The sequence below is a fragment of the Mesorhizobium loti R88b genome, from assembly GCF_013170845.1.
GTDB classification, from domain to species: Bacteria; Pseudomonadota; Alphaproteobacteria; order Rhizobiales; family Rhizobiaceae; genus Mesorhizobium; species Mesorhizobium loti_B.
Genome location: NZ_CP033367.1, coordinates 740,691 through 762,714 on the forward strand (window position 1 = coordinate 740,691; position 22,024 = coordinate 762,714).

At 61.6% G+C, this 22,024-nt stretch carries 21 protein-coding genes; 8 read left to right on the forward strand and 13 right to left on the reverse strand.

What is annotated here, in order from left to right:
* Nucleotides 1-190: 190 nt before the first annotated feature.
* The 5 genes from EB235_RS03530 (at nucleotide 191) to EB235_RS03550 (ending at nucleotide 5,984) form a co-directional block, all read left to right on the forward strand.
* A complete protein-coding gene (locus tag EB235_RS03530) occupies nucleotides 191-1,222 on the forward strand; it encodes a thiamine pyrophosphate-dependent dehydrogenase E1 component subunit alpha (RefSeq protein ID WP_027032329.1) in 1,032 nt (343 codons plus the stop codon).
* Complete coding sequence (locus EB235_RS03535) at nucleotides 1,210-2,193, forward strand: alpha-ketoacid dehydrogenase subunit beta (RefSeq protein WP_027032328.1); 984 nt, start codon at nucleotides 1,210-1,212, stop codon at nucleotides 2,191-2,193. Before EB235_RS03530 ends, EB235_RS03535 begins: the two co-directional genes overlap by 13 nt.
* A 1-nt stretch (nucleotide 2,194) precedes the next feature.
* Nucleotides 2,195-3,517, forward strand: coding sequence for a dihydrolipoamide acetyltransferase family protein (locus EB235_RS03540; RefSeq protein ID WP_032925758.1), 1,323 nt, complete (start codon nucleotides 2,195-2,197; stop codon nucleotides 3,515-3,517).
* Nucleotides 3,518-3,581: 64 nt separating this feature from the next.
* Nucleotides 3,582-4,835: a M24 family metallopeptidase gene (locus EB235_RS03545; RefSeq protein ID WP_027032327.1), complete on the forward strand. Its 1,254-nt coding sequence runs from the start codon at nucleotides 3,582-3,584 to the stop codon at nucleotides 4,833-4,835.
* Nucleotides 4,836-4,859: 24 nt separating this feature from the next.
* Nucleotides 4,860-5,984, forward strand: coding sequence for a CobW family GTP-binding protein (locus EB235_RS03550; RefSeq protein WP_032925754.1), 1,125 nt, complete (start codon nucleotides 4,860-4,862; stop codon nucleotides 5,982-5,984).
* Between the two features lie 3 nt (nucleotides 5,985-5,987).
* On the opposite strand, the gene EB235_RS03555 is transcribed toward EB235_RS03550, so the two are convergent.
* Together EB235_RS03555 and EB235_RS03560 are read right to left on the reverse strand one after the other, a co-directional pair.
* Nucleotides 5,988-7,691 (reverse strand): extracellular solute-binding protein, encoded by a 1,704-nt coding sequence (locus EB235_RS03555; RefSeq protein WP_027032325.1) that lies wholly within the window; start codon nucleotides 7,689-7,691, stop codon nucleotides 5,988-5,990.
* 134 nt (nucleotides 7,692-7,825) lie between these two features.
* A complete protein-coding gene (locus EB235_RS03560; RefSeq protein WP_027032324.1) occupies nucleotides 7,826-8,143 on the reverse strand; it encodes a putative quinol monooxygenase in 318 nt (105 codons plus the stop codon).
* Between the two features lie 140 nt (nucleotides 8,144-8,283).
* Between EB235_RS03560 and EB235_RS03565 the strand changes: the two genes are divergently transcribed.
* Nucleotides 8,284-9,153, forward strand: coding sequence for an NAD(P)-dependent oxidoreductase (locus EB235_RS03565; protein ID WP_032925751.1), 870 nt, complete (start codon nucleotides 8,284-8,286; stop codon nucleotides 9,151-9,153).
* Between the two features lie 70 nt (nucleotides 9,154-9,223).
* Here EB235_RS03565 and EB235_RS03570 read toward each other — a convergent pair whose 3' ends face one another.
* The 11 genes from EB235_RS03570 to EB235_RS03620 all read right to left on the reverse strand — a co-directional run bounded on the left by EB235_RS03570 (nucleotide 9,224) and on the right by EB235_RS03620 (nucleotide 20,644).
* Nucleotides 9,224-9,748 (reverse strand): VOC family protein, encoded by a 525-nt coding sequence (locus tag EB235_RS03570; RefSeq protein WP_027032322.1) that lies wholly within the window; start codon nucleotides 9,746-9,748, stop codon nucleotides 9,224-9,226.
* Nucleotides 9,749-9,824: 76 nt separating this feature from the next.
* Nucleotides 9,825-12,335, reverse strand: a complete 2,511-nt coding sequence (locus tag EB235_RS03575) for an ATP-binding cassette domain-containing protein (RefSeq protein WP_051429744.1) — start codon at nucleotides 12,333-12,335, stop codon at nucleotides 9,825-9,827.
* A gap of 69 nt (nucleotides 12,336-12,404) precedes the next feature.
* Entirely contained in the window at nucleotides 12,405-13,472 is a 1,068-nt protein-coding gene (locus EB235_RS03580) for a substrate-binding domain-containing protein (RefSeq protein ID WP_027032320.1), read from the reverse strand.
* On the reverse strand, nucleotides 13,469-14,491 hold the full coding sequence (locus EB235_RS03585; RefSeq protein WP_208603640.1) for an ABC transporter permease: 1,023 nt from the start codon (nucleotides 14,489-14,491) through the stop codon (nucleotides 13,469-13,471). Before EB235_RS03585 ends, EB235_RS03580 begins: the two co-directional genes overlap by 4 nt.
* 23 nt (nucleotides 14,492-14,514) lie before the next feature.
* A complete protein-coding gene (locus EB235_RS03590) occupies nucleotides 14,515-15,576 on the reverse strand; it encodes an SDR family oxidoreductase (protein ID WP_027032319.1) in 1,062 nt (353 codons plus the stop codon).
* Nucleotides 15,576-16,562 carry a zinc-dependent alcohol dehydrogenase gene (locus EB235_RS03595; protein WP_027032318.1) on the reverse strand — a complete coding sequence of 329 codons (987 nt, stop codon included), beginning with the start codon at nucleotides 16,560-16,562 and terminating at the stop codon, nucleotides 15,576-15,578. The genes EB235_RS03590 and EB235_RS03595 overlap by 1 nt, the downstream gene beginning before the upstream one ends.
* Before the next feature lie 8 nt (nucleotides 16,563-16,570).
* The gene (locus EB235_RS03600) at nucleotides 16,571-17,584 is read right to left on the reverse strand and encodes a Gfo/Idh/MocA family protein (RefSeq protein ID WP_027032317.1); all 1,014 of its coding nucleotides are present in this window, start codon (nucleotides 17,582-17,584) and stop codon (nucleotides 16,571-16,573) included.
* Nucleotides 17,585-17,591: 7 nt separating this feature from the next.
* Entirely contained in the window at nucleotides 17,592-18,659 is a 1,068-nt protein-coding gene (locus EB235_RS03605; protein ID WP_027032316.1) for a zinc-binding dehydrogenase, read from the reverse strand.
* Between the two features lie 22 nt (nucleotides 18,660-18,681).
* On the reverse strand, nucleotides 18,682-19,461 hold the full coding sequence (locus tag EB235_RS03610) for a glucose 1-dehydrogenase (protein WP_027032315.1): 780 nt from the start codon (nucleotides 19,459-19,461) through the stop codon (nucleotides 18,682-18,684).
* Between the two features lie 276 nt (nucleotides 19,462-19,737).
* Complete coding sequence (locus EB235_RS03615; RefSeq protein WP_155256450.1) at nucleotides 19,738-19,896, reverse strand: hypothetical protein; 159 nt, start codon at nucleotides 19,894-19,896, stop codon at nucleotides 19,738-19,740.
* 364 nt (nucleotides 19,897-20,260) lie between these two features.
* Nucleotides 20,261-20,644 (reverse strand): VOC family protein, encoded by a 384-nt coding sequence (locus EB235_RS03620; protein ID WP_032925746.1) that lies wholly within the window; start codon nucleotides 20,642-20,644, stop codon nucleotides 20,261-20,263.
* A 308-nt stretch (nucleotides 20,645-20,952) separates the two neighbouring features.
* Here EB235_RS03620 and EB235_RS03625 point away from each other — a divergent pair, with 308 nt between their 5' ends.
* Together EB235_RS03625 and EB235_RS03630 are read left to right on the forward strand one after the other, a co-directional pair.
* The gene (locus tag EB235_RS03625) at nucleotides 20,953-21,711 is read left to right on the forward strand and encodes an SDR family NAD(P)-dependent oxidoreductase (RefSeq protein WP_027032312.1); all 759 of its coding nucleotides are present in this window, start codon (nucleotides 20,953-20,955) and stop codon (nucleotides 21,709-21,711) included.
* A 102-nt stretch (nucleotides 21,712-21,813) separates the two neighbouring features.
* Entirely contained in the window at nucleotides 21,814-22,020 is a 207-nt protein-coding gene (locus EB235_RS03630) for a hypothetical protein (RefSeq protein ID WP_027032311.1), read from the forward strand.
* The last annotated feature ends 4 nt before the right edge of the window (nucleotides 22,021-22,024 follow it).

Here is a 22,024-nt window from a genome sequence, read left to right on the forward strand (position 1 = left end):
ACTGTATTTCGACCCTCCGCCGTGGAGGAGATCGGTACAGCCGCCACGCTGGCCCCAGCGCGCCACCGATGCTCGACGGAAGATTCTCAAATTGGGAAAATTGCAGAACTGAAGCATCAGCTTTGTCTGGCAAATTCCACGCCTGACAAGGTCGCCCTTGAGGAGAGGCGCGGGAGGAACCGGTTACACAATGAAAGATTCAAGAGCTGGCCCGCGGCATCGCGGAGCGTTGCCGAATGACGACATCGGCGTCGAAACGCGCCTTGAAATGTTTCGGCTTCAAGTCGAGATCAGGGACTGCGAAAAACGGGCCCACGACCTGTTCCTGCAGAATCTCGTCAAAGGCACTAGCCACCTGTCACTCGGCCAGGAAGCGATCGCGGCTGCCTTCGGGACTGCCATGCAGCCGGGCGACAAATCCTTCTGCACCTACCGTGGCCATGCACACACGCTGGCGCGCGGCGTGGGCATGGAGAAGATGCTCGGCGAGTTGATGCTGCGAGACATCGGCCTGATGCGGGGCAAGGGCGGATCGATGCATCTGACCTCGGTCGAACATGGCGTGATGGGCTCGTACGCCATCATTGGTGCGCATCTGCCAATCGCCTGCGGCTCGGCCTGGAGGGCGCAGTATCTCGGTGATGGAGATGTTTCCGTCTGCTTCTTCGGCGACGGGACGACCAACATCGGCGCTTTCCACGAGGCGCTCAATTTCGCCGCCGTCTGGAAGCTGCCGGTCGTCTTCGTCTGCGAGAACAATCTGTACATGGAATACACACCGATCGCCGATGTAACGGCGGTTGCGCATCCCGCAGCGGATCGCGCGGCGGCCTATGGACTGGAGCGGATTGTCATCGACGGCAATGATGCCGACGTCGTCTACCGCACGGCGATCGCGGCCCTGGAAAAGGCCCGCGGAGGAGACGGACCTTCCCTGATTGAATGCCTGACCTATCGCCATTCCGGTCATTCCCGAGCCGATCCCGCCAAGTACAGGCCGGAGGGCGAACTGGACCGCTGGCTCGAACGCGACCCGGTCAAGATCTACCGCCAGCGCCTCCTCGATTTCGGTATCGCCCCGGAAGAAATTTCCCGAATCGAGGAGCGGAGCCGAGAAAAAGTCGACGAAGCCACGGCCGCCTGCAAGGCTTCCCCGCCAGCGCCGGAGGCGCTCCTGACTGCCGATGTTTACGACGATGGAGGCTGGGCATGGCGGAACTGACCTATCGCGAAGCGGTCGCGCGTGCCATCGCCCAGGAAATGCGCCGTGACGAGCGCGTGGTGTTCCTCGGCGAGGATGTCGCCAAGGCCGGCGGCGTGTTCAAGGCCACTGTCGGTCTTCTGGAGGAATTCGGCCCGCGTCGGGTCCGCGACACGCCGATATCGGAACAGGCCATTCTCGGCGCGGCTATGGGTGCGGCGATGACCGGTCTGCGCCCGATCGCCGAGATCATGTTTTCGGACTTCATGGCCGTTTGCTTCGACTATGTAGCCAACGAATTTCCGAAGACGCGCTACATGACCAACGGCCAGCTGTCCGTGCCGCTCGTTGTGCGCACCGGCAACGGAGGGGGCGTTCGCTTCGGCGCGCAGCACTCGCAGTCCATCGAGAACTGGTCGATGATGATACCGGGCCTCAAGGTCGTGGCACCGTCCTCGCCGATCGATGTGATCGGCCTGATGGCGGCTGCGGTGCGCGACAACAATCCAGTGATCTTCCACGAGCATAAGGCGCTCTATGCCGTGAAGGGCGAGGTGCCGGACGGGGAAATCGTCGACACGCTCGGCACGGCGAAGATCCTGCGCGCCGGCAAGGACTGCACGATTGTTGCGCTGGCCATGATGGTGCCTCGGGCGTTGGAAGCGGCCAACCGGCTTTCCAGGGACCACGGGATCGACGCCGAGGTGATCGATGTGCGCTGCCTGGTGCCGCTCGACACCCAGGCAATCCTCGGGTCGGTGGTCAAGACCGGAAGATTGTTCACCGTCGAGGAGAACCCCCGCCTGTGCGGCTGGGGCGCCGAGATCGTCTCCATCGTGGCGGACGAGGTGTTCTGGGATCTCGACGGACCCTGCGTCCGCATCACCACTCCGCATATTCCGCTGCCTGCCGCCGACCATCTTGAGGACATTGCCCTTCCAACGGCTGATCGGATCGTCGAGCGCGTCAGCCGCGTCATGAACGGGGACTGAGATGGGCGCCAATGTCGTCATGCCGCAACTCGGCGAGACCGTCGCCGAAGGCAAGATTGTCAGCTGGTTCAAGAAGGTCGGCGATAGCGTGAAAGCCGGCGATCGACTGTTCGAGGTCGAGACGGACAAGGTGACCATCGATGTCGAGGCCATCGAGGGTGGTACGATCATGGAGATCCGTGTCGTTGATGGCGCTACAGCACCGGTAGGCGCCGTGGTCGCCGTTTTGGGCAGCGGCGCGACGGGCTCGTCTGCGGCTTCGCCCGGCGTTGAGAACCCTGTTGCCGACAAAGCCAAAGTGTCACCGAAGGCCGCAACGGCTCTTTCTGTTTTCGAAGAGGTCCGGACCTCGCGGGGTTTGTTCGGTAAGGCCATGCAGGATGGCATTCGCCTCACCCCGTTGGCGCGCCGGCTGGTCGCCGAACAGGGCATCGATCTGAAGGGCCTCGTCGCTGACGCAAGAAAGAAGGGGCTCGACCGGATCGCGGTCAAGGATGTCCACGCCTATAGCGCTGCGCATTCGCAAGCCAGTGCCGTTCCCCCGACGTCGGCGCCGCAGGCGGGACCCGCCGCTCTTGCGTCTATCCCTTCGGTAAGCCTGCCGATCGGTCCTCGCGACATGGTCGTGGCCTTCTCCAGTATTAGAAAAAAGACGGCGGACCGGCTGGCCGAAAGCTGGCGCTCCATTCCACATGTGTTCCAGGCGCTTGAGGTGGATTTCACCGCCATCGATATCGTGCGCAAGCTGCGCAGGGACGCCTTCAAGGCCGAGTCCGGCCTAGCGCTGACGTTCCTGCCCTTCATTGCAAGGGCGGTCTCCATCGCGCTACGCGAATATCCCGACATCAATGCCAGGACGGACGGTGCCAGCCTCGTCCGTTGTGCCGATGTCAACATCGGGATTGCCGTCGATCTGGACCACAAGGGCCTCATCGTGCCGGTTCTGCGGAACGCGGACGAACTGACCGTTCCAGGTCTTGCCAAGGGCATCGGCCGCCTGGTGGAGAAGGCGCGCGCCGGCAAGCTCGGCGCCGACGACCTGGCTGGCGGCACCTACTCGATCACCAACAATGGCGCGTTCGGAACCCAGTTCACCGCGCCCATCATCAACGCGCCGCAGGTCGCCATACTGTCGACGGACGCGATCCGCCTGCGGCCGGCAGTGATTTCGACAGCCGAAGGCGACTTCATCGCTCCTAGAATGCTCGGAATGATCGGGCAGAGCTTCGACCACCGAGCCTTCGACGGCGCCTATTCAGCCGCCTTCCTGTCACGGCTGAAGTCGGTGCTCGAGAAACGAAATTGGGAACAGGAATTCGCCTGACACGACATGACAAGGATTGCGCCGTTCGCGGTCGCCGCCTGCAGGATAATCGGAGGAAATCGCCTTGAAGTACAACAGCCCATATTCGACAGCCGCCTACGGAACCCAGGCCAAGGATTGGGAGCAGGGTATAGATTACCACCGATTGTCCAAGGAGCGCCTGAAACGAGCCCAGGCTTCAATCCGGTTCGCCGGGCTCGGCGGCGTGCTCTGCTTTAACTTCGACAACATCCGCTACGTCACCGCTACCCATATTGGCGAATGGGCCCGCGACAAGTTCTTCCGGTACGCGCTCTGCCCGGTCGAAGGTTCGCCGTTCCTTTGGGATCCCGCGCCTCCTGCCAAACGAATCGCATCGCCGTGGATAGCCGACAACGTCGCCGCACCGATCACCACGATGCAGGGCGCCATACCCCCAGGCATGAATGTCGCGCGCGATTTCGCCCGCCAGATCAAGAAGGCGCTGGTGCATTACGGCATTGACAAGGAGCCGCTCGGCATCGACATCATGGAACTGGGCATGATCCGCGCGCTTGAAGCCGAGGGCATCGAGATCGTCGACGGCCAGCAGGCCCTTCTCGACGCGCGAGAGATCAAGACCGGTGACGAGATCGAGCTCCTGAAAATGGCTGCCGCGATGGTCGATGCTACTTACGTTGACATCGCTCGCGCCATTCGGCCAGGCACGAAGGAAAACGAACTTGTCGCCATCGCCAACGACCGTCTGTTCCGGATGGGCTCGGAGCGAGTCGAATGCGTGAACTCGGTGTCTGGCCGACGCGGGCGCCCGCATTCCCACACCTTCTCTGACCGCATGATACAGCCCGGCGACATGGTGTTCCTCGACATCATGCATTCCTTCAACGGCTACCGCACCTGCTATTACCGCACCTTCATCTGCGGCGAGCCGAACAGGCACCAGATCGATGCCTACGAGACCGCTTCGAAATGGATTAGCGCCTCCATCGACATGATCAGGCCGGGCGTCACGCCCGATGAGGTGGCCGCCGTCTGGCCCGACGCGCATGAGTTCGGCTATCGCGACGAGGAAGAGGCATTCCTGCTGCAGTATGGCCATGGCGTCGGCCTCTCGCTGTGGGAGCGGCCGATCTTCTCCAAGCGATTCCGGGGCCAGAACACCCCGCTTCAGGAAGGCATGGTCTTCGCGCTCGAAACCTGGAAGGGCGCGGAGGACGGCTCAGGTGCCGCGCGCATCGAAGAGGAGGTCGTCGTCACAAAGGACGGATGCGAGATCATCACGAACTTCCCCTCCGATCGGCTGATCTCCTGCGGCCTGCCGGGCTGCGAGGTGTTCTGATGCACCACCAGCGGACACCTTGAGATGGAAGCTGCCGGCGGCCGGACCCATGCCCGATTGCCCGTGACGCTCGTCACGGGCTTTCTTGGGAGCGGCAAGACGACGATGATCAATGCCGCCCTGAAGGCCCCAGAATTGCGCAATACCGTCGTGGTGGTCAACGAGTTCGGCGAGGTGGGCCTTGACCATTTGCTCGTCGCCAATTCGAACGACGCGGTCATTGTCCTCGAAAACGGTTGTCTCTGCTGCACCGTGCGCAGCGACCTCGTCTCCACCCTCAACGAACTCTACCAATCCCGCATTGCGGGGCGCATCTCCGCTTTCGACAACGTTGTCATCGAGACCTCGGGCCTGGCAGAGCCGGGTCCCGTGCTGCAGGCCTTCCTGTCCGAGCCGACGCTCGACGGCCTCTACCGCGTTGCAAGCGTTGTCACGCTCGTGGACGCGGTCAATTGGGAAGAAACGAGCCGGAACCATGATGAGGCGGCCCGGCAGGTCGCCCTCGCAGACCAGATCCGGATCACCAAGCTCGATCTCGCCGAGCCAGGCACCGAGGAGCGCCTCGCGAGCGAACTCGCACGCCTTAACCCGGCGGCCGACATCAGGCCAATAGTCTCCGCGACGGCAGACATTGCCGCCCTGCTGACAACGAAGGGTTTCGACGCGGCCGACCCGAGCGACGACCCCCGGCCATGGTTATCACTGTCTCGCTACCAGGCGACCGCAATTGAAGAGCACGTCTGCGACGACCATTGCGCGCACCACCATCACAGCACCAATCATCTCGCCGGCAAGGAGATCGAATCCTTTGTTCTGCTCCGGGACGAGCCGGTCTCGCGCGCCGAATTGCAGTTCCTGCTGGACGGCATTTCGCAGAATCTCGGCCCAGGTCTGTTGCGCGTGAAAGGCCTCGTCAACGTTGCCGGGGAGCCGGGCCGTCCGGCGGTCATCCAGGGCGCTCAGCACCTGCTTCACACAATGACGTGGCTCGACTGCTGGCCCGACGAGGATGAGCGCACGCGCGTTGTGTTCATCACGCACGGCATTCCCCACGACAGTCTTCGCGACGTCATCGAACTGCTCGACCGCATGAGCGCGCGGACCTTCAAGGCACGCGAGAAGGCAAAGGCCTCGCGGCAGGAGCCCTGATCATCAGTAATAACCGGCCTCGCGCATGACCTTGTCGATGCGGTTCTGCGAGCGCTCCAGCGCCTCCTGGTCGGTAATGTCTCCGGTCAGGGCCGCGTAGATCTCGGTGCCGAGGATTTCCTCGACCTGGTGGTATTCGGGGATGGGCGGACGCTGCCAGTTCTGCAGCTTGTTTTTCTTCGCCAGGCGGTCGACGAAGCGCACGATCGGCGTCGAGGCGGCGGCCTCCGGATCCGCGCTGACCGAGAAGCGTGGCGCCACCGGAAAGCCGTTCTTGACATATTCCTTCATCGCCGACGGCGAGGCCATCCAGGAAATTGCCTCGAATGCGAGCTTGGCGCGCTCTGGCGGCAGCGACTGCGGGATGATCAGCACGAATCCGCCGATCGGGCTGACGCTTGTCCCGCCCGGCCCATGGGGATGGGCAAGATAATCGACCTTGCGCTTCACCACCGAGCGAATGTCGTATTCGAAGCGCGCCGCGCGCATGGTCCACGTGTAAGCCATGGCGGAATGGCCCGTCATGAAATATTCGAGCCCCCTGTTCCAGTCGATGTCGAGGATGTCGGGTGGCGAGATCGACAGCAGCCGGTGCATGAAATCAAGTGTCTTGCGGCCGGCATCGCTGTCGAGGCGGGGCCGCATCTGGTCTCCTGAGAGGCGGGAGTAATCCAGGTACAGCCGCGCCGTCGGCAGGTTGATCACGGCGCTGCCGCAACAGGCCATGAAGAACATGAAGGAATGGGCGATGGGCATGCCGCGAGCGGCGTTCCACACCACGCCGTACAGGCCGCGGTGCGGCTGGTGCAATTGCTTGCCGACTTCGATGACACGGTCGAAGCTTGTTGGGGGTTGCAGCTTGTAGGCTTCCAGCAGGTCCCTGCGGATGGCGAGTGTCTCTACCGTGCAATAGATCGGAACGCCGTACTGAATCTTGTCCCATGACCCGGTCGCCCAGATATTGGGGTGGAAGTCGAGGGGATTAATCCCGCTTTTCTCGAGGAACTCGTTCAGGGGCTGGCAAACATTCCGCTTCACCGCCTCGCCGAGCCAGGGCATGTTGACGGCGATGACGTCGTACTTGCTGTGCTTTCTGCGGGCGTTCTCGAACACTTCCTCCTGGAGCTGGGGTAGCGGCAGAAGCGTGAAGTTCTTCCGCGAGGAAAGTTTTGCGCGGAAGTCCGACCACATGTCGCGCATCGAGGCGAAGTAGTTGTCGTCGTGAAGCAGAAATTTCAGATCTTGCCCGGTGTCCTGGCTGCTTGCCATGATCTCGAGGGGCGGAATGATCTGACCAGCCAGATAGGAGCCGCCGAAGTAGTAGTCCTCCTCGTCGCCGTTTCCGGACTTCAGCCCGAAGGTCTCGGCCAGTAGGGCTTTGACCTTGCGCGCATATTCGGTGAAGTTCTCGATCATCCGACGACTGGGAACGACATAGAACGTCTTTGAATCCGGCCCCTTTTCCTGCTTCTCCACCTCGCCGAGCTCGATGAGCCGGTGGATGCGCCGCATGGCGCTCGCGAAGGGAACCTCGGCCGACTGGGCTAGCGACGACATGCTCACCGTCTGACCCCGAAGGTAGCTCCGCATGAGGAAGATCACCATATTCCAGTTCTGGTCCGGTTCAGCGATCGGGAGGAGCTGATCATAGGGTTTGCGCATCCGCTCAAGGAAGCTGATGATCCGCAACAGTTCGTACTCGGTCATTTCCTCCGGCCTCCCAACCGGATTGTCATGTTGTCGCCTTCAGGCAGATAATCAAGGCTCGCGGGCCTCTCACCGTCCCCAGTGTCCCGCTGGGCGCGCGACTTGGGAGGAACCACTCGAATGCGCCGAGGCGGCTATTGTCCGGCGGCACTTCCCTGCGGCGCGCCGGCCACCAGATCGAAGAACTGGATATCTATTTCTTCCTGCAGGAAGTCATTCCGATTCTGCCAGAACCTTTGAGACTGCGGAAGGGCACCGTTGACATCGAAATCAGTCTTGCTCAACCAGTGCTCGTAGATCATCAGTCGACACGCATCTCTGGGGTCGGCATGAAGGTGCATGGCCACACATCCGGGGCTGTCGCGACTTGGAGCGATCAGGTTCTGCAATGCATCGATCGTCTGGGCGAGCCGATCGGGCCGGGACCGAAGGAACGTGAGCACCCCGATCATCAAAGCCTCCCTTCTTCGACCTCAGCATCGTAGGGTCGTGTCCCGCGGCACACCGGCAAATAATTCTCAAAACGAGAAACTTTCGCGGCTTAGCCATGACGGTGCTGGTCTAACACCAGCATGACTGGGAGGTGGCGAGCATGGCGACGAGCGCATTCCGAGCGGTGGGATGGATTGGCCTCGGGAAAATGGGCCTGCCGATCTGCCGGCGACTGAATGCGGCCGGTATCCAGGTAACCGTGCTGGCGCGAAATGAGGCGAGCGCCGCCAAGGCCGAGGCGCAACGATTTGCGATCTGCCGGGGCCTTGAAGCGCTTGCCGCCTCCGATGTCATCGTCTCGGCAGTTCCCGATGATGCGGCCCTGCTCGGTTTGATGACTGACGCCTTTCTCGCGGCACTCCGCCCCGCCCATGTCGTCGTCGATATTTCCACCGTGTCGCCGGCCGCCTCGGCCGAAGTCGCTCGCAAGCTGACGCCGACAGGGGCGAGATATCTCCGGGTGCCGGTTTCAGGTTCCACGGTGCATGCCGCCTCGGGCCAGCTGACCGCCATGGCGTCCGGCCCCCGGTCTGCCTTCGACGACATGCAGTCGATCCTGTCCGCTTTCTGTGCCAAGCAGTTCTATGTTGGTGCCGATGAGCAGGCGCGATATCTGAAGCTTGCCATCAATTCCATCCTGGCCGCCAACTCTGCCCTCCTGGCGGAGGCGCTGGCAATCGGCGAAGCGGGCGGACTGCGCCGATCCGACATGCTCGAGGTCATGACGCAGAGCGCAATCGCCACGCCACTGCTGGGCTACAAGAAGGACGCCCTCAACAAAGGCGAATATCCGACGGCGTTTTCGGTAAGCCAGATGGTGAAGGACCTCGATCTGGTGCTCGGTGCTGCCCGCGCCGATCATATACCCGTCCCGCTCAATGCAATCGTCAGGCAACGCTTTGAGCAGGCCTACGCAGACGGGCTTGGGGAAAAGGACTTTTTCTGTCTTTCCGGGGCGTCAAAGAGCTAAGCGGGATCGACCAAGCGCGCGACATGCCCGACGATCGTCAGCGAGGTCGTGCGCTGCGGTTCATGGCCAATCAGGTCCGCGCGCGATCATTTGCGCGCCACAGACGGTGCGGCGAGCTCTTCTCGTAGCCGAGCTTGTCGAAGCTGGCGATCTCAAGCATCTGCCCCCAGGGCGTGCGCAAATAGATCCAGTCGAAACCGGCAAGGGGACCGTCCTCGACCCTGTTGGGTCCCTCCAGCATCTCGACACCTTGTGCGCGAAGCCGTTCCGCCGAGGCGAAGACATCGTCAACTTCGAAACAGAGATGCATGCCACCGACTTCCGACGAACGCAGCGGAGGTGCCTTTTTATCTTCACCTTCGTATTCGAAGAGCTCGACGCTGGTTCCCTCGCCGCAGCGCAGGAACACGAGATCGCGAATGCGCGATCGTGCCGAGGCGCCCAACTTGTTCTTCATGAAGTTCTCGTCGACGTCAAATGCGCCCGTCCGGAAGACCTCGATCGCGCCGAAGACGGCCTTGAAGAAGGCGATGCCGTCCTCGATATCTGGTACGGTGAGTCCGATATGGTGCATGCCATTCACTTTTTCGGCCATGTGGTCCTCCTCATGTCTTGCAGCTTCGAGCATGAAGGCGTTGACGCCTTGAGCTCGTCTGTCGGCGGCCGCGCCCTCAATGCGCCGCGCGCTTCTGCGCGGCCGAATAGATCAGAGCGGCGACGACGATTAGGATGCCCTGGAACAGATACTGGTATGTCTGCGTCAGGCCGAGGAAGGTGACGGCATTGAGCACCTCGGTGATCAGAACCGCGCCAAGAACCGTGCCGATGAAGGTGCCGCGCCCGCCGGTGAGGCTCGTGCCCCCAAGGACCACAGCCGTAATGCTCGATAAAGTATAGTTCACGCCCTGGCGCGGATCGCCGACTCCGATCTGCGTCATCAGCATGATTGCTCCGAGCGCGGTCAGCAGGGAACAGGCGATGTATCCGGTGATGAAGGTGAGGTCGACGCGCGTGCCCATCCTCCGCGCGGAATCCTCGTCGGAACCTACAGCCCTCAGGCGCCATCCAGCCTTCGTGTGGCGCAGCACTTGCTCGGCACCGAGCGCTGTCGCCACGAGCACCAGGAATGCCACTGGAAACGGGCCCCATTGCCAGTTGATCCAGTCCGTGACCGCATTGTTGATATAGCCGTCCGGATTGTCGCGCAGCAGAAAACTGAAGCCTTGTATGGCGATATACATGGCCAGGGTCGCCGCGATAGGCGTGAAGTTCGCATAACGTATCAAGATCCCGTTCACGGCCCCTGCGATGAAGGCGCTTGCGAAGATCAACAGAAATCCCGCGACGATCATCACAGTCGACTTGTCGTCATTGATGAAGAAGGAAGCCACGACGACAAGAAAGCCAGCGAGCGGCCCAACCGAGAGGTCGATACCGCCCATCAGAAGGGCAATGGTCTGCCCCAGCGCAATGAACCCAAGCGCGGTCGCCAGCAGGAAAATGTTGTAGATGTTGTAGATCGAAAAGAAGTTATCGTTCTGACTGTAGACATAGAGCCCCAGCAGGGCGGTCACGAGAGCAAGCGGCACGGCCGGGGCGTTATCAGACTGCAGAAAGTGCCGTAACCCGCTTCCTCGAGGGGCAAGGGCATTTGAGACGCCTTCACCGCCATGGGTTTCCGCTCTGACCGCTGCGGCGACGATCCGTTCTTCAACGACGTCATCGCCTGTCAGGGTCTCGACGACATGACCGCGCGACATCACAATAACTCTGTCGCAAAGCCCCTCCAACTCGACGGCGTCCGACGAGTTGACGACGACGGGTTTGCCAGAATTCGAGACGTCGCGCAGAATCCGGTAGATTTCGAAACGAGCGCCCACATCGACGCCCTGCGTCGGCTCGTCTGCGATGATAAGGCCAGGCTCCGACAGAAGCGCCCGGGACATCACGACCTTCTGCTGGTTGCCGCCCGAAAGCGACAGGATGGGCGCTTCCATGCTCGGCGTCTTGACGGCCAATTCACCGAAGATGGACTTGACCCGTTCGAGTTCCTTCTTTCTGCTGACGATGCCGGCGACCGCGAATTTCTCCAGCGCCGAAAATGTCGCGTTCTCTCGCACAGTCAGTCCGCTTGCAACACCTTCGATATGCCTGTCGGAAGGCATGAAGGCTGCCTGGTGCAGCAGTTCAGTTTGCGTGATCTTGCGACCATGCAGGGCTATGGCGCCTCCAGCCGTTTGCAGGCCTGCCAGCACGCGCATGAGCTCCGACTGGCCATTGCCGGCAACCCCGGCGACGCCAATGATCTCGCCACGCGGCAGGCTGAAGCTGATATTGCGCAGACCCTTTCCGTTTAAGCCGGTGACCGAGAACGCTATTTCCTGGCTGGCGCACTGCGACTTTGGTGGAAAAGCCGACTCGAGCGTGCGGCCCACAATGAGGCGGACGAGATCGGTGTCACTGATGTCGTCCACCCGCGCCGCGCCGCGCACGCGCCCATCACGCAGGACGGTGACGCGATCGGCGATCTGGCGGATCTCAGCCAGACGATGGGTGATGTAGATGACCGACGTGCCTGTTTTCACGACTTCGCGAATACGGTCGAACAGCATGTCCGTCGCTTCCTGATCCAAGGAGGCGGTGGGCTCATCCAGAATAAGAACCTTGGGTTTAAGCGCGAGCGCTTTGGCGATTTCCAGCAGATGCTTCTGGGCGACGGTGAGACCCTCCGCGCGCATATGCAGCGGCACCTCCAATTCGACGCTATCCAGCATCCGCTTGGCGACCTCGTGCGGCGGCTCGCCCGAAAAAAGCGAAACGGGCAGCGCCACGCGGAGATTTTCCAGAACCGAGAGATCTTCGATAATGGCGGGATGTTGGAAGCAGGTGCCGATGCCCAGCGATGCCGCCACCTCGGGGGTCATCTGCTGGATCAGCCGGCCCTCGAACCTGATCTCCCCCTGGCTGGGAAGAAGCGTGCCCGAGATGATGTTCATCAGCGTCGATTTGCCTGCGCCGTTCTCCCCCAGTATGGCGTGTACCTCGCCGGCGCGAAATTCAACGCTGACGTCACGCAGGGCCGGAACGCCCGAGAAATACTTATGGATGCCAGCCAGGCGAATGGCTACCTCGCTGTGCGCCTGCTCATCGGCATCAATTGCGATAACGCTTGATTCCGCCATACCCTGTGGTCCGTCCTCGCGAAGACTTGCCCGGAGGTCTCCCTCCGGGCGTTCGTCAAATGCTATCGTTTATTTGCCAACAGCCTTGGCCTGATCCTCGGCCGGCAGTTCGGACGACAGATAGATAGCGCCCGGCAGATCCTTGCGGCACTGCACCGCCTTTGGCTGACCGGTCACCGAGTTCTCGAAGGCTGGCGCCTTGAAGACTTCGTCCTTTGGCGGCACGCCCTTCGTGGCGAGCGCGACGGCCCATTGCACTGCGAGCCGGACATTGTCGTTGCCGGTCGCGACCGTGAACAACTTGAAATCCGGATTGGTCGCCTGGTTTTCATTCCAGAAGCATCCAAGCGAATTGCCGTCCGAAGTCGCCAGGGCCGGGATAGACTTGCCCTGCTTGCTGAAGAGCGGCAACGCGCCGACGAGCGAGGGACCGAAGTCGGAAACGATGACATCGATCTTCGCATTCTTGGCGATTTCCGCCGTAAGCACCTTTTGCGTGAGTGCCGGATCCCAGTTGGTTACCGCGAACGGCGCCTGATTGACGAAGACATACTCCGGACCAAGGACGTTCTTCATCCCCTTGAGTTCGTCGAGGCCCTGACTATTGCCGGCCGGGCCGGAGAGGAACAGGAGATTTCCACCTTTGGGCAGGATGCTCTTGATCCAGTTGCCCCAGCTCTCGCCGTCATCGACGAAGGACGAGCCGATGAACTTCGAATAGTTCGTACCCTCCTTGCCGCCCACGTTGACGCGATAGGGCACGATGACCTTGCCCGCCTTGAAGACGCTGGTGATCGCGGGAAGGACGGCCGGGCCGGCGTCGCCGAACACGACCAGCGCGTCGACGCCTTTGGCCGCCATGCTCTTGATGTCCGAGATCGACTTCTGGGTGTCACCTTGTCCATCTGCATATTCGTATTTGGTGATGTTGGGGCAAAGTTCGACGGTCTGCTTGCCCGACGCCGTCGTCACCTGACGCCAACTGTTGCCGCCATAACCGTCGAGCAGCGCAAGCGTCGCCTTCTTGGGGCCGCACCAGGATGGGACTTCGGCCCGGGCGATGTTGGTGGCGCCGAATGCCATGACGGTGGCGGCTAAGGAAAAGGCCACGCCCTTTGCGACAGAAGAGTACTTCATTTGTTTTCCTCCACATTTTTTGTTCCAGTCGATTTCCTCACGTTTACCGTCCAGCGGATCGAGTAAACACCGATGCCAAAACCCAAGGCCAAGGCCTGGATGATGGTTTGAGCCGAAAACGGCACACCGACTGTCAGTGCGAATTGGCTCAATTGGTTCAGAAAAAAGGCTGAGACCACCGTCGAGATCGGGTAGCCACGCCCGCCGAGCAGAGAAGTGCCGCCCAGGACGACCACCGCGACAGACGGCAGCAACAGGCTGTCTCCCTGGAAGGCAGTCGGCTCGCGAGTGATGCCGGCGATCAGGACTCCAGCCATGCAGTAAAGAAGCTGCGCATAGACATACGCCATCATCCGGTGGATGCGCACGCGCAGCCCTGCCGCGCGCCCGGCCAGTGGATTGGCGCCGATTGCCTCGAACCTCCGCCCGATGACGGTCTTTTTCAGCATGAAGGAGACGAAAGCCATCGCGGCGAGAGCGAAGAATATCGAGTTCGGGATTTCGAGGATTTCGCCGCCCGCGATGTCGGCGAGAAGGTTTGTGGTGATCGACGGGACGCCGCCGGACACAGCGAAGACCGCGCCATAAAGCAGGGCGTTGGTGCCGATGGTGGCGATGATGGCGTTGAGCCGGAAGAAGCTGACGAGCACTCCGTTCAGGAAACCCGCGGTGAGCGCGAAGGCGATGGCCAGCAGGACCGCCTGGAAGAGCAGCGCGTCATTCTGCTGCGGATAATGCGTTGCGACGACCACGGCGAGCGAGACCGCGCCCGGCAGCGACAGATCGAAGCCCCCCTGCTGCACCACCAGCAGCTGGCCAAGCCCAACGATGGCAATGATTGCCGCGAAAGGCAGGCTTCCCGAGAGCGCGCCCCAGGACACGCTCGACGGCGCAAAGATCGCGCAGACAACGAGCAAGAAGAGTGTGGAGATAACGACGGTCACGAAGCTCCGCGCCACCGGCATGGTAATTACGCCCGGTTGGGGAAGAGCATCAGGAGTCATCGGGCTCGCGTTCATCTCGGTGCGCTTTCGTTTCAGCGTCAGGGCAGCACGTTGGCGGCTCGGAATCTGTCGAATGCATCGGTGAAGGAACGCACCGAGTTCTGGTAGGCCGTGAAACCCATGTCGCGGCTCTTGGTCATGTCGTTGAAGTTCTCGATGATCCGGCCGAGATCGGCATCGCTGTGCCACCACGATGCGACGGTATTGAGCGGGTTCGTCTGGAGCCGATGCTTGGCAACGATCTTGTCCCAGACAGGCTCCATACCCGCCATCTGCTGCTCGAGCGGCTGGGCATGGCCGGGATAATCCGCGGCTGGCACGCCGAGGTGCGCGGCGAGCTTCGGCCACAGCCAGCTCCAGCGGAAGACCTCACCGTTGACGATGTTGAAGGCATGGTTGCCCGCTACAGGTTCGGTCGCTGCCCAGTGAAGTTGCTTGGCAATGATCCGACCGTCGGTGATGTCGACCGCCGCTTCATATTGCTGCGGCGAGCCTGGGAACACGAAGGGACGACCGGTCTCCTTGCAGATCGCCGCATAGGCGCCGAGGGTCGCGGCCATATTCATCTGGTTGCCGACTGTGTAGCCGATCAGCGTATGTGGGCGATGCACGGACCAGCTGAACCCCTGGCGCTCCGATGCGGCGAAGAGCTCGTCTTCCTGGTCGTAGTAGAAGTTTTGGTAGGGAAGGCGCGGCTGTTCCTCGCGGAAGGGTGTGACGGGCTTCGTTTTCGCATACGCCTCGAACGGCCCCATGTAATGTTTGGCTCCGGTGACCAGCGCGGCATGGCCGACAGGCTTTCCCTCGACAGCCTTCAGCAGGTTGCGCACCATGCCGGCGTTGACGCGGCAATTCTCGGCCTCGGTTTCCTGGCGGAGCCAGGTCGTGATGAAGACGTCCGTGACCTTCACAGCGGCCAGTGCGCGCTTTGTCGCCTCGTCGTCGGTCAAATCGACGGCGATGTGATTAACGCGCTCAGGCAGGTCGTGCTTGTGGCGGGAAATCCCGGTCACGATCCAACCTGGCGTCGCGGTCAGGTGCTCGGCGAGATGGCGGCCGATAATACCGGAAACGCCGGCGATGAGTGCGTGGCGAGCCATCAGTTTAGTCCCTGCGTGTTGAGCGTCACCTTGATACAGGCCTGCGGATTCAGGCCGAGCTGGAAGGCTTCGACCGCCTCGGTGAGCTTGAAGTGGTGGGTCTGGATGGGCGATAGGTCGATACCGGTCCGCTCGAGAAAGCGGATGGCGGCTGGCCAAACGCCCGGCGAGCCGATGCAGCCGCGAACCGTAAGGTTCTTCATCTGGATGAGGCCGAGATTGACCGGGATCTTCTGGCCGATATTGATACCGACCATCGACATGCGTCCGTCCTGGCCGGCGTATTCGAAAGCTGCCGCAAGTGAAGCGCCATGGCCGGCGGCTTCGATCACCAGATCAGCGCCACGCCCTTGCGTGATCTCCATGATCCGCTCCGCCGCGCCGGATGGGTCGAGCGCTTCCGAGGCTCCGAGCTTCAGCGCGATGTCGCGCCGGGTCTGGATTGGATCGACCACGACGACGTTTGCGCCCATGCCGATCGCCGCCGCCGCCGACACGAGACCGATCGTGCCGCCGCCCGAGACCACGACGGTTTCGCTGGCATTGGTGCCACCCGAGCGGAGCACGGCGTAGAACCCGCAGGTGAAGGGTTCGATGAGAGCGCCGCGGTTATCGTCGACGCTGTCGGGCAGTTTGTGGAGCCAATCCGGATTGACGTTGAAATACTGCCGGTCGGCACCGTCCATGGAGAAGCCGAAATGATGCAAGCGCTCCGGCGTCCGAACCACGCATTCGCCGACAACGCGGTCTCCGACGCGGAAGTTCTTGACGGCCTTGCCGACTTCCACGATCTCACCGCACCATTCATGCCCCGGCGTCACCGGATAGGAGATGGGAATGATGTATCGCCCGGCCAGAAGCTCGTAGTCGGAATGGCAAATGCCGACGGTGCGCGTGCGCACCATGACCTCGGTGTCGTCAATGGTGGGCATCGCAACATCGACAACGACCGGTTGGTCGGGCTTTTCAAAGACGAGCGCTTTCATGGTTCCTCCTAGACTGCGACGACCGCGCCATCCTGCGCCGCCGAGGCGATGATGGCTTCGAGGATTGCTATATTGTTTACCAGTTCCTCGCCGGTGATCGGGTATGGCGCCTCGCCGCGCACGGCACGGGCAAAGGCCACCAGGTTGTCACGCACAGGTTCAGCTGGCGGCACTTCCGTCACGGTGATTGGCGAGCCGGTTTCCGCCGAGGTCACCACCCAGCCCGCGGGCGACTCGACATGCGCCTTGTCGCGGATGTCGATCCAGCCCTTGGTCCCGAACAAGGCGAAGCGGGAGACGAACGGTGTCACGAGCGTGGCGGAGATATAGGCCGTGCCGCCGGACTTGAACCGGATATGGGCGCTCATCGTGTCTCCCTGGGGAAACTCGGAGCCGAGATTCTCGCAGGATACGCGAACATCCCGCGCCGGGCCAAAAAGCGCGGTTGAGAGATCGGTGAGGTGAATGCCGGTTGCGGTCATGCCGGCGACTGGCGCCTCGGCGGCATTGAGGCGCCAGTTATCCGCGCTGAGAGCCAGGAACTTGTCATGGCTGAAATTGGCCTCGACTTGCAAGAGGCGGCCGAGCTTGCCCGAGCGGGCGGCATCGACCATCCTTGCCACAGGCGGTTCCCAGCGGCGCTCGTGGCCCATTCCCAGGACCAGGCTCTTTGAGCGGCAGGCATTGACCGCGGCCTCTGCCCCCTTTCGGGTATGGCTCAGCGGCTTTTCACAGAACACATGCTTGCCCACGGCGACCGCGCGCTCGATCTGTTCGGCATGCAGCGAATGTGGCGTGGCCAAAATGACCGCTTCGACGCCAGGGTGGGTCAGTGCTTCTCTGTCGCTGGGATAGCAGACCAATCCGTTCGCCGTGGCGAACTCGGCGCCGGCGGCCGTGGGCTCGGCGGCGCAGACGATCTCGATCTCGTCCGACGCCTTCTGGAGGACGCCGGTCATCTTCCTGCCCCACCAGCCGAGGCCGATCATTGCGACTTTCACAGGCGATTTCTTGCTGGTCATTTTGATCTCATATCGTCACGAGAATCTTCATGTGGTTGACGGACTTATCGAGCAGCGCCTCGAAACCCTTGGCCACGACGTCGTCGGCTGAGATCTCCGCGGTGCAGATCTTCTCGACCGGTAGCAGCCCTGCTTCGACCATGCGGATGATGCGCGGCCAGGACTGCACCGGGTAGCACCAGGTCGCCTCCACCGTGATGTCCTTGAGCGCCCAGAGCATTGCGTTGATCGAGGCCGGCTTCATGTGGAGGCCGGTCTGCACCACCTTGCCTTGACGGCGGACCGAGGCTGCGCAGCAGTTGAGGCTGGCCTCGAGGCCGACGCATTCGATCGCGACATCGACGCCGACCCCTTCTTCCGTGTGCTCGCGGATGAAGGCTGGCACGTCGTCCTTTGTGGGATCGAGACAGATCGCATCCGGTACCAGCTGTTTTGCAAGGTTGCGGCGATAGGCATTCGGCTCGCTTACGAAGATGACCGCGGCACCCGCTGCACGTGCGGCGAGCAATGTCAGGGCCCCGATAGGGCCAAGACCGGAAATCAGCACCGTCGAGCCCGAGGTAACGCCGCCGCGATCTACGGCGTAAACGGCAACGGCAGCCGGCTCGATCATGGCGGCTTGCACATCACTGACGCTGTTGGGGACCCCGGCCACATTGTAGTCGTTGACGACGGCGTACTCCGCCATACCGCCCCAGGCCCAGCTCAGTCCGACGCAACCCATCTGCTCGCTGAGATGATAGAGGCCTCTGCGGCCATAATAGTCGTTGCGCGGGGAAATCAACGGCTGGATCGACACCCGATCGCCAACCTTGACGTTGGAGACGGCCGATCCCCTGTCTGCAACGATGGCGCTGAACTCATGGCCGAGAATCTGAGGATTGGTTGCGCCTGTATAAACGTGCGGCGTTTGCGGCGTCACGATCGGGCCAGCGATGTATTCATGCAGATCGGTGCCACAGATGCCGGTCACCAGCGGCCTGATCAGCACGTCATTTGCGCCGAGCTTCTGCGAAGGCGCGGGCACGTCTTCGACACGGATATCCTTTGCTGCGTGAAATCTGACTGCTTTCATCAAATGCACCTCTGAGACAAGTTCATGTCAGTACCATTCCACCATCGACCATGAAGGTCTGCCCGGTCAGGTAGTCCGACCCGGTCGATGCCAGGAGTGTGGTCACACCCGTGATGTCCTGCGGCCTCGAATAGCGGCCAATCAGGATCGATTGGCTGAATTCGTTGATTGCCTGGTCCGGCTTGTCGGTCAGTCCGAGTTCCATGAACTCTCGGTCCAGCTGTTCCCAGAGCTCAGTGCGCACGACACCGGGCGCGAACGCATTTACCGTGATCCGGTCACCCGCCAACGCCCGCGCAGCAGCCTGGGTCAGCGCCACGACGGCGAATTTCGAGGCGCAATAATGCGCGAACAGGGGATAACCCTGTTTGGCGGCGATTGATGCCGTGTTGATGATCTTGCCTCCGGTTCCCTGGGCCTTCATCTGACGGGCAGCCTCTTGTGTGCCGATCAGCACGCCCAGGGCGTTCACGTCCATGATGCGATGCCAGTCATCCTCGGTCACATCCATGAAGGGACAGGTCTGGCTGATGCCGGCGTTGTTGAACATCACGTCGAGCCGTCCGAAGGATTTGACCGTGGTGGCGATCAGCTCCCGTGTGCCTGCCCTGTCGGTAACATCCACCTTCGCCGCGATGGCCGGGCCGCCGATGTCGCTCGCGACTTCGCTCGCGGCATCGATGTTGACGTCAGCGACACAGACCTTGGCGCCATTGCGGGCGAGGTCGCGAGCGATCTCCGCGCCAATTCCACGGCCCGCGCCGGTAACGATGATCGATTTTCCGCTTACTGAGCCCGACACCGCGTCCTCCCTGATCACGGTAAATTCTGGTTCGTTCATTGTTGTGTGGACGGATTATTTGCTTCTACAACAAGAACTTGCGGGACAAGCTCCTCTCAAGCCCACAGCCACGATCCTAGCTACTAGGGTACGCTCATCCTGTCCTATTTTTCTCAATTTGAGAATTCATGGAGCAGAAGGGGATCCCGCCGTCTGCCGTCTCAACCACTGCAGAAGGGAATTCGATCGAACGGCTCTGGTAAGGGCCATCGCAGGTCTTGGTGCGACGGGCGGCCCTCAGTCTGGCATCCGTCTTTCGCCAAGGAGCATCTGCGCGAGTTCGTCGAAATCATCGTTGAGCGGCTCCTCCTCCAAGTAGCGGCTCACTACCTCCTGCCGGAACACTAGCTGCTTCTGAAAATCAACGGCGTCGTATTTCATCTTGCCGCGCTTCATACATGCGCCCCCGGGTAGGCGTTGGAGGCGATCCTTGGGAGTCGGGGAGTCCGGGTCGACCCCGCACTGCCTCGGCATGTCCCGGACGCTCTCACTGGCGCTGGGCCGCCTGAACATCTGCTAGTCGCTTTCTGATGCCAGGAGCTATCTGTCCGCTTTCGGCCCCAGATCAGTCATTGCCAACGCAAGCGTTGCAAGGTGGCCGCCCCAATCTTTCAGCTGGTCGCAACTGGCTTTTGTCACCGGTTCATGCTACAGTCGTGCTACGACACGATGAAAATAAACAAACAGAATCAATGCTTAAGGCGACCGTACGCTGCTTCTCTTCGGGCGCGCCATTTCATCCGATTGATTTCCCGCCGCTTTAATAGTCGCCATTGACCTCGATCCAGTAGCCATCGGGGTCGTTCAGATAGACGGATCGCTGCCCGTCCGCCCTCACGTGCTCCTTGCCGATTTCGCCTGCAAGGTTGCCGAACGGAATGCCCTTGCTGCTTAAATGCTGCAAAGCCTGCGCGAAATCGGTGGTGGAGATGCAAAAATGCGTCGACATCGTCACGAAGGTCTTGCCGAAATCACCTTCGATCAGATGAAGTGACTGTCCCTCGCCAAGGCCGAACCAGCGGATGTTCGGCTTTCCTGCGGCACAAGCAATCTCGGGCAGTTGGAGTGCATCCTGATAGAACTTCGCGCTGGCTGCCAGATCGCGGACGCGGAGGGAAACATGATTGAGGCGCAGTGCCACCACGACGGTCTCCTTCAGCCCCCGATGTGGGGATCGTGCGTTGGCCAAGCCTTTGCGTCAATAGCGCCATCGAGCGTCGATACGCCAGGTAATCGTCGTCGGCTTCGACATGCAGCTCGGCTCCATGTTCGGAGCGGAGGCGTTGGGCCAGGAGCTGGCGCTGCCTGGCACGATGATTGGCTTCTTCCCGTTGCCGGGGATCGCGCCCCTGGGCTCGCACGGCGCCAAACCTTCTTTATATAGTTTCTGCCGAAACAGCCGATACTGTCCGTTCGCATGCAGCGGGCGGAGCCTTTGGAGTAGATCCGACCATGCCCCATCCCAGCATCAAGCGTGCGCTGATCACCGGAGCGGGCGCAGCCGACGGCATCGGCTTCGCCATTGCCCGGCAGCTTGGCCGTTCCGGCCACGCCGTGGTCCTCACCGGTGCCAGTACGCGTGTGCTCGATCGCGCTGCCGAGCTTTGCGCCGAAGGCATCGAGGCCAGGGCCGTGGTCGCCGATCTCACCATCGCTGCCGATGTCGCGCGGCTGCGGGCTGATGTCGGCGCCATCGAAATCCTGGTCAACAATGCCGGCATGGGCTCGCTGGCATCACCTTCGGTCGACAAGGCGTTTCTCGCCATGACCGAGGCCGAGTGGGACCGAGGGATGAACGTCAGCCTGAAGACCGCGTTTCTGGTCACCCAGGCTTTTCTGCCGGCGATGGTCGAAGCGGGCTATGGGCGCATCGTCAATGTGGCGTCGGTGACCGGGCCGCTGGTGTCGTTCGAGGGCACATCGGCCTATTCCGCCGCCAAGGCCGGCATGGTCGGCCTGACACGCACGCTGGCGCTGGAAGTGGCGAAGCACGGCATAACCGTCAACGCCGTGGCGCCCGGCTGGATCGAAACCGGCTCGTCGAGCGAGATGGAGCGGGTGGCGGCCCTGCATACGCCGCCGGCGCGTGCGGGACGGCCGGGTGAAGTTGCCGCCGCGGTCGTGTTCCTGGCCTCGGAAGGCGCCAGCTACGTCAACGGCGCCCTTCTGGTCGTCGACGGTGGCAATAGCCTGCAGGAGCACAAGGGTTGAAGGCCCGGTAGGGGCTGGTGCCCTTCCCGCAATCGGCGGAACCAAACCGCTCGGCAGCGGTTTTCTCCTTGAAGGGACCGCAGACCTCAAGGGTTCGGAACAATGTACGACCATCTGGAACTGGAACTGGCGAGAGCCAGACAGCGCGTCATGCGTGCGGAACTGTTTCTCACGCAAGCCAATGAAATGCTGGACGACGAGCGCGGCGTCGGCATCAGCCTTGCCCTGTGCTGCCGGATCAGATCCGGGCAAAAACGTGTGGCTGAAGCGCGCGCTCGTCTCCGCCACATCGATCCTACGACACACTGATTGT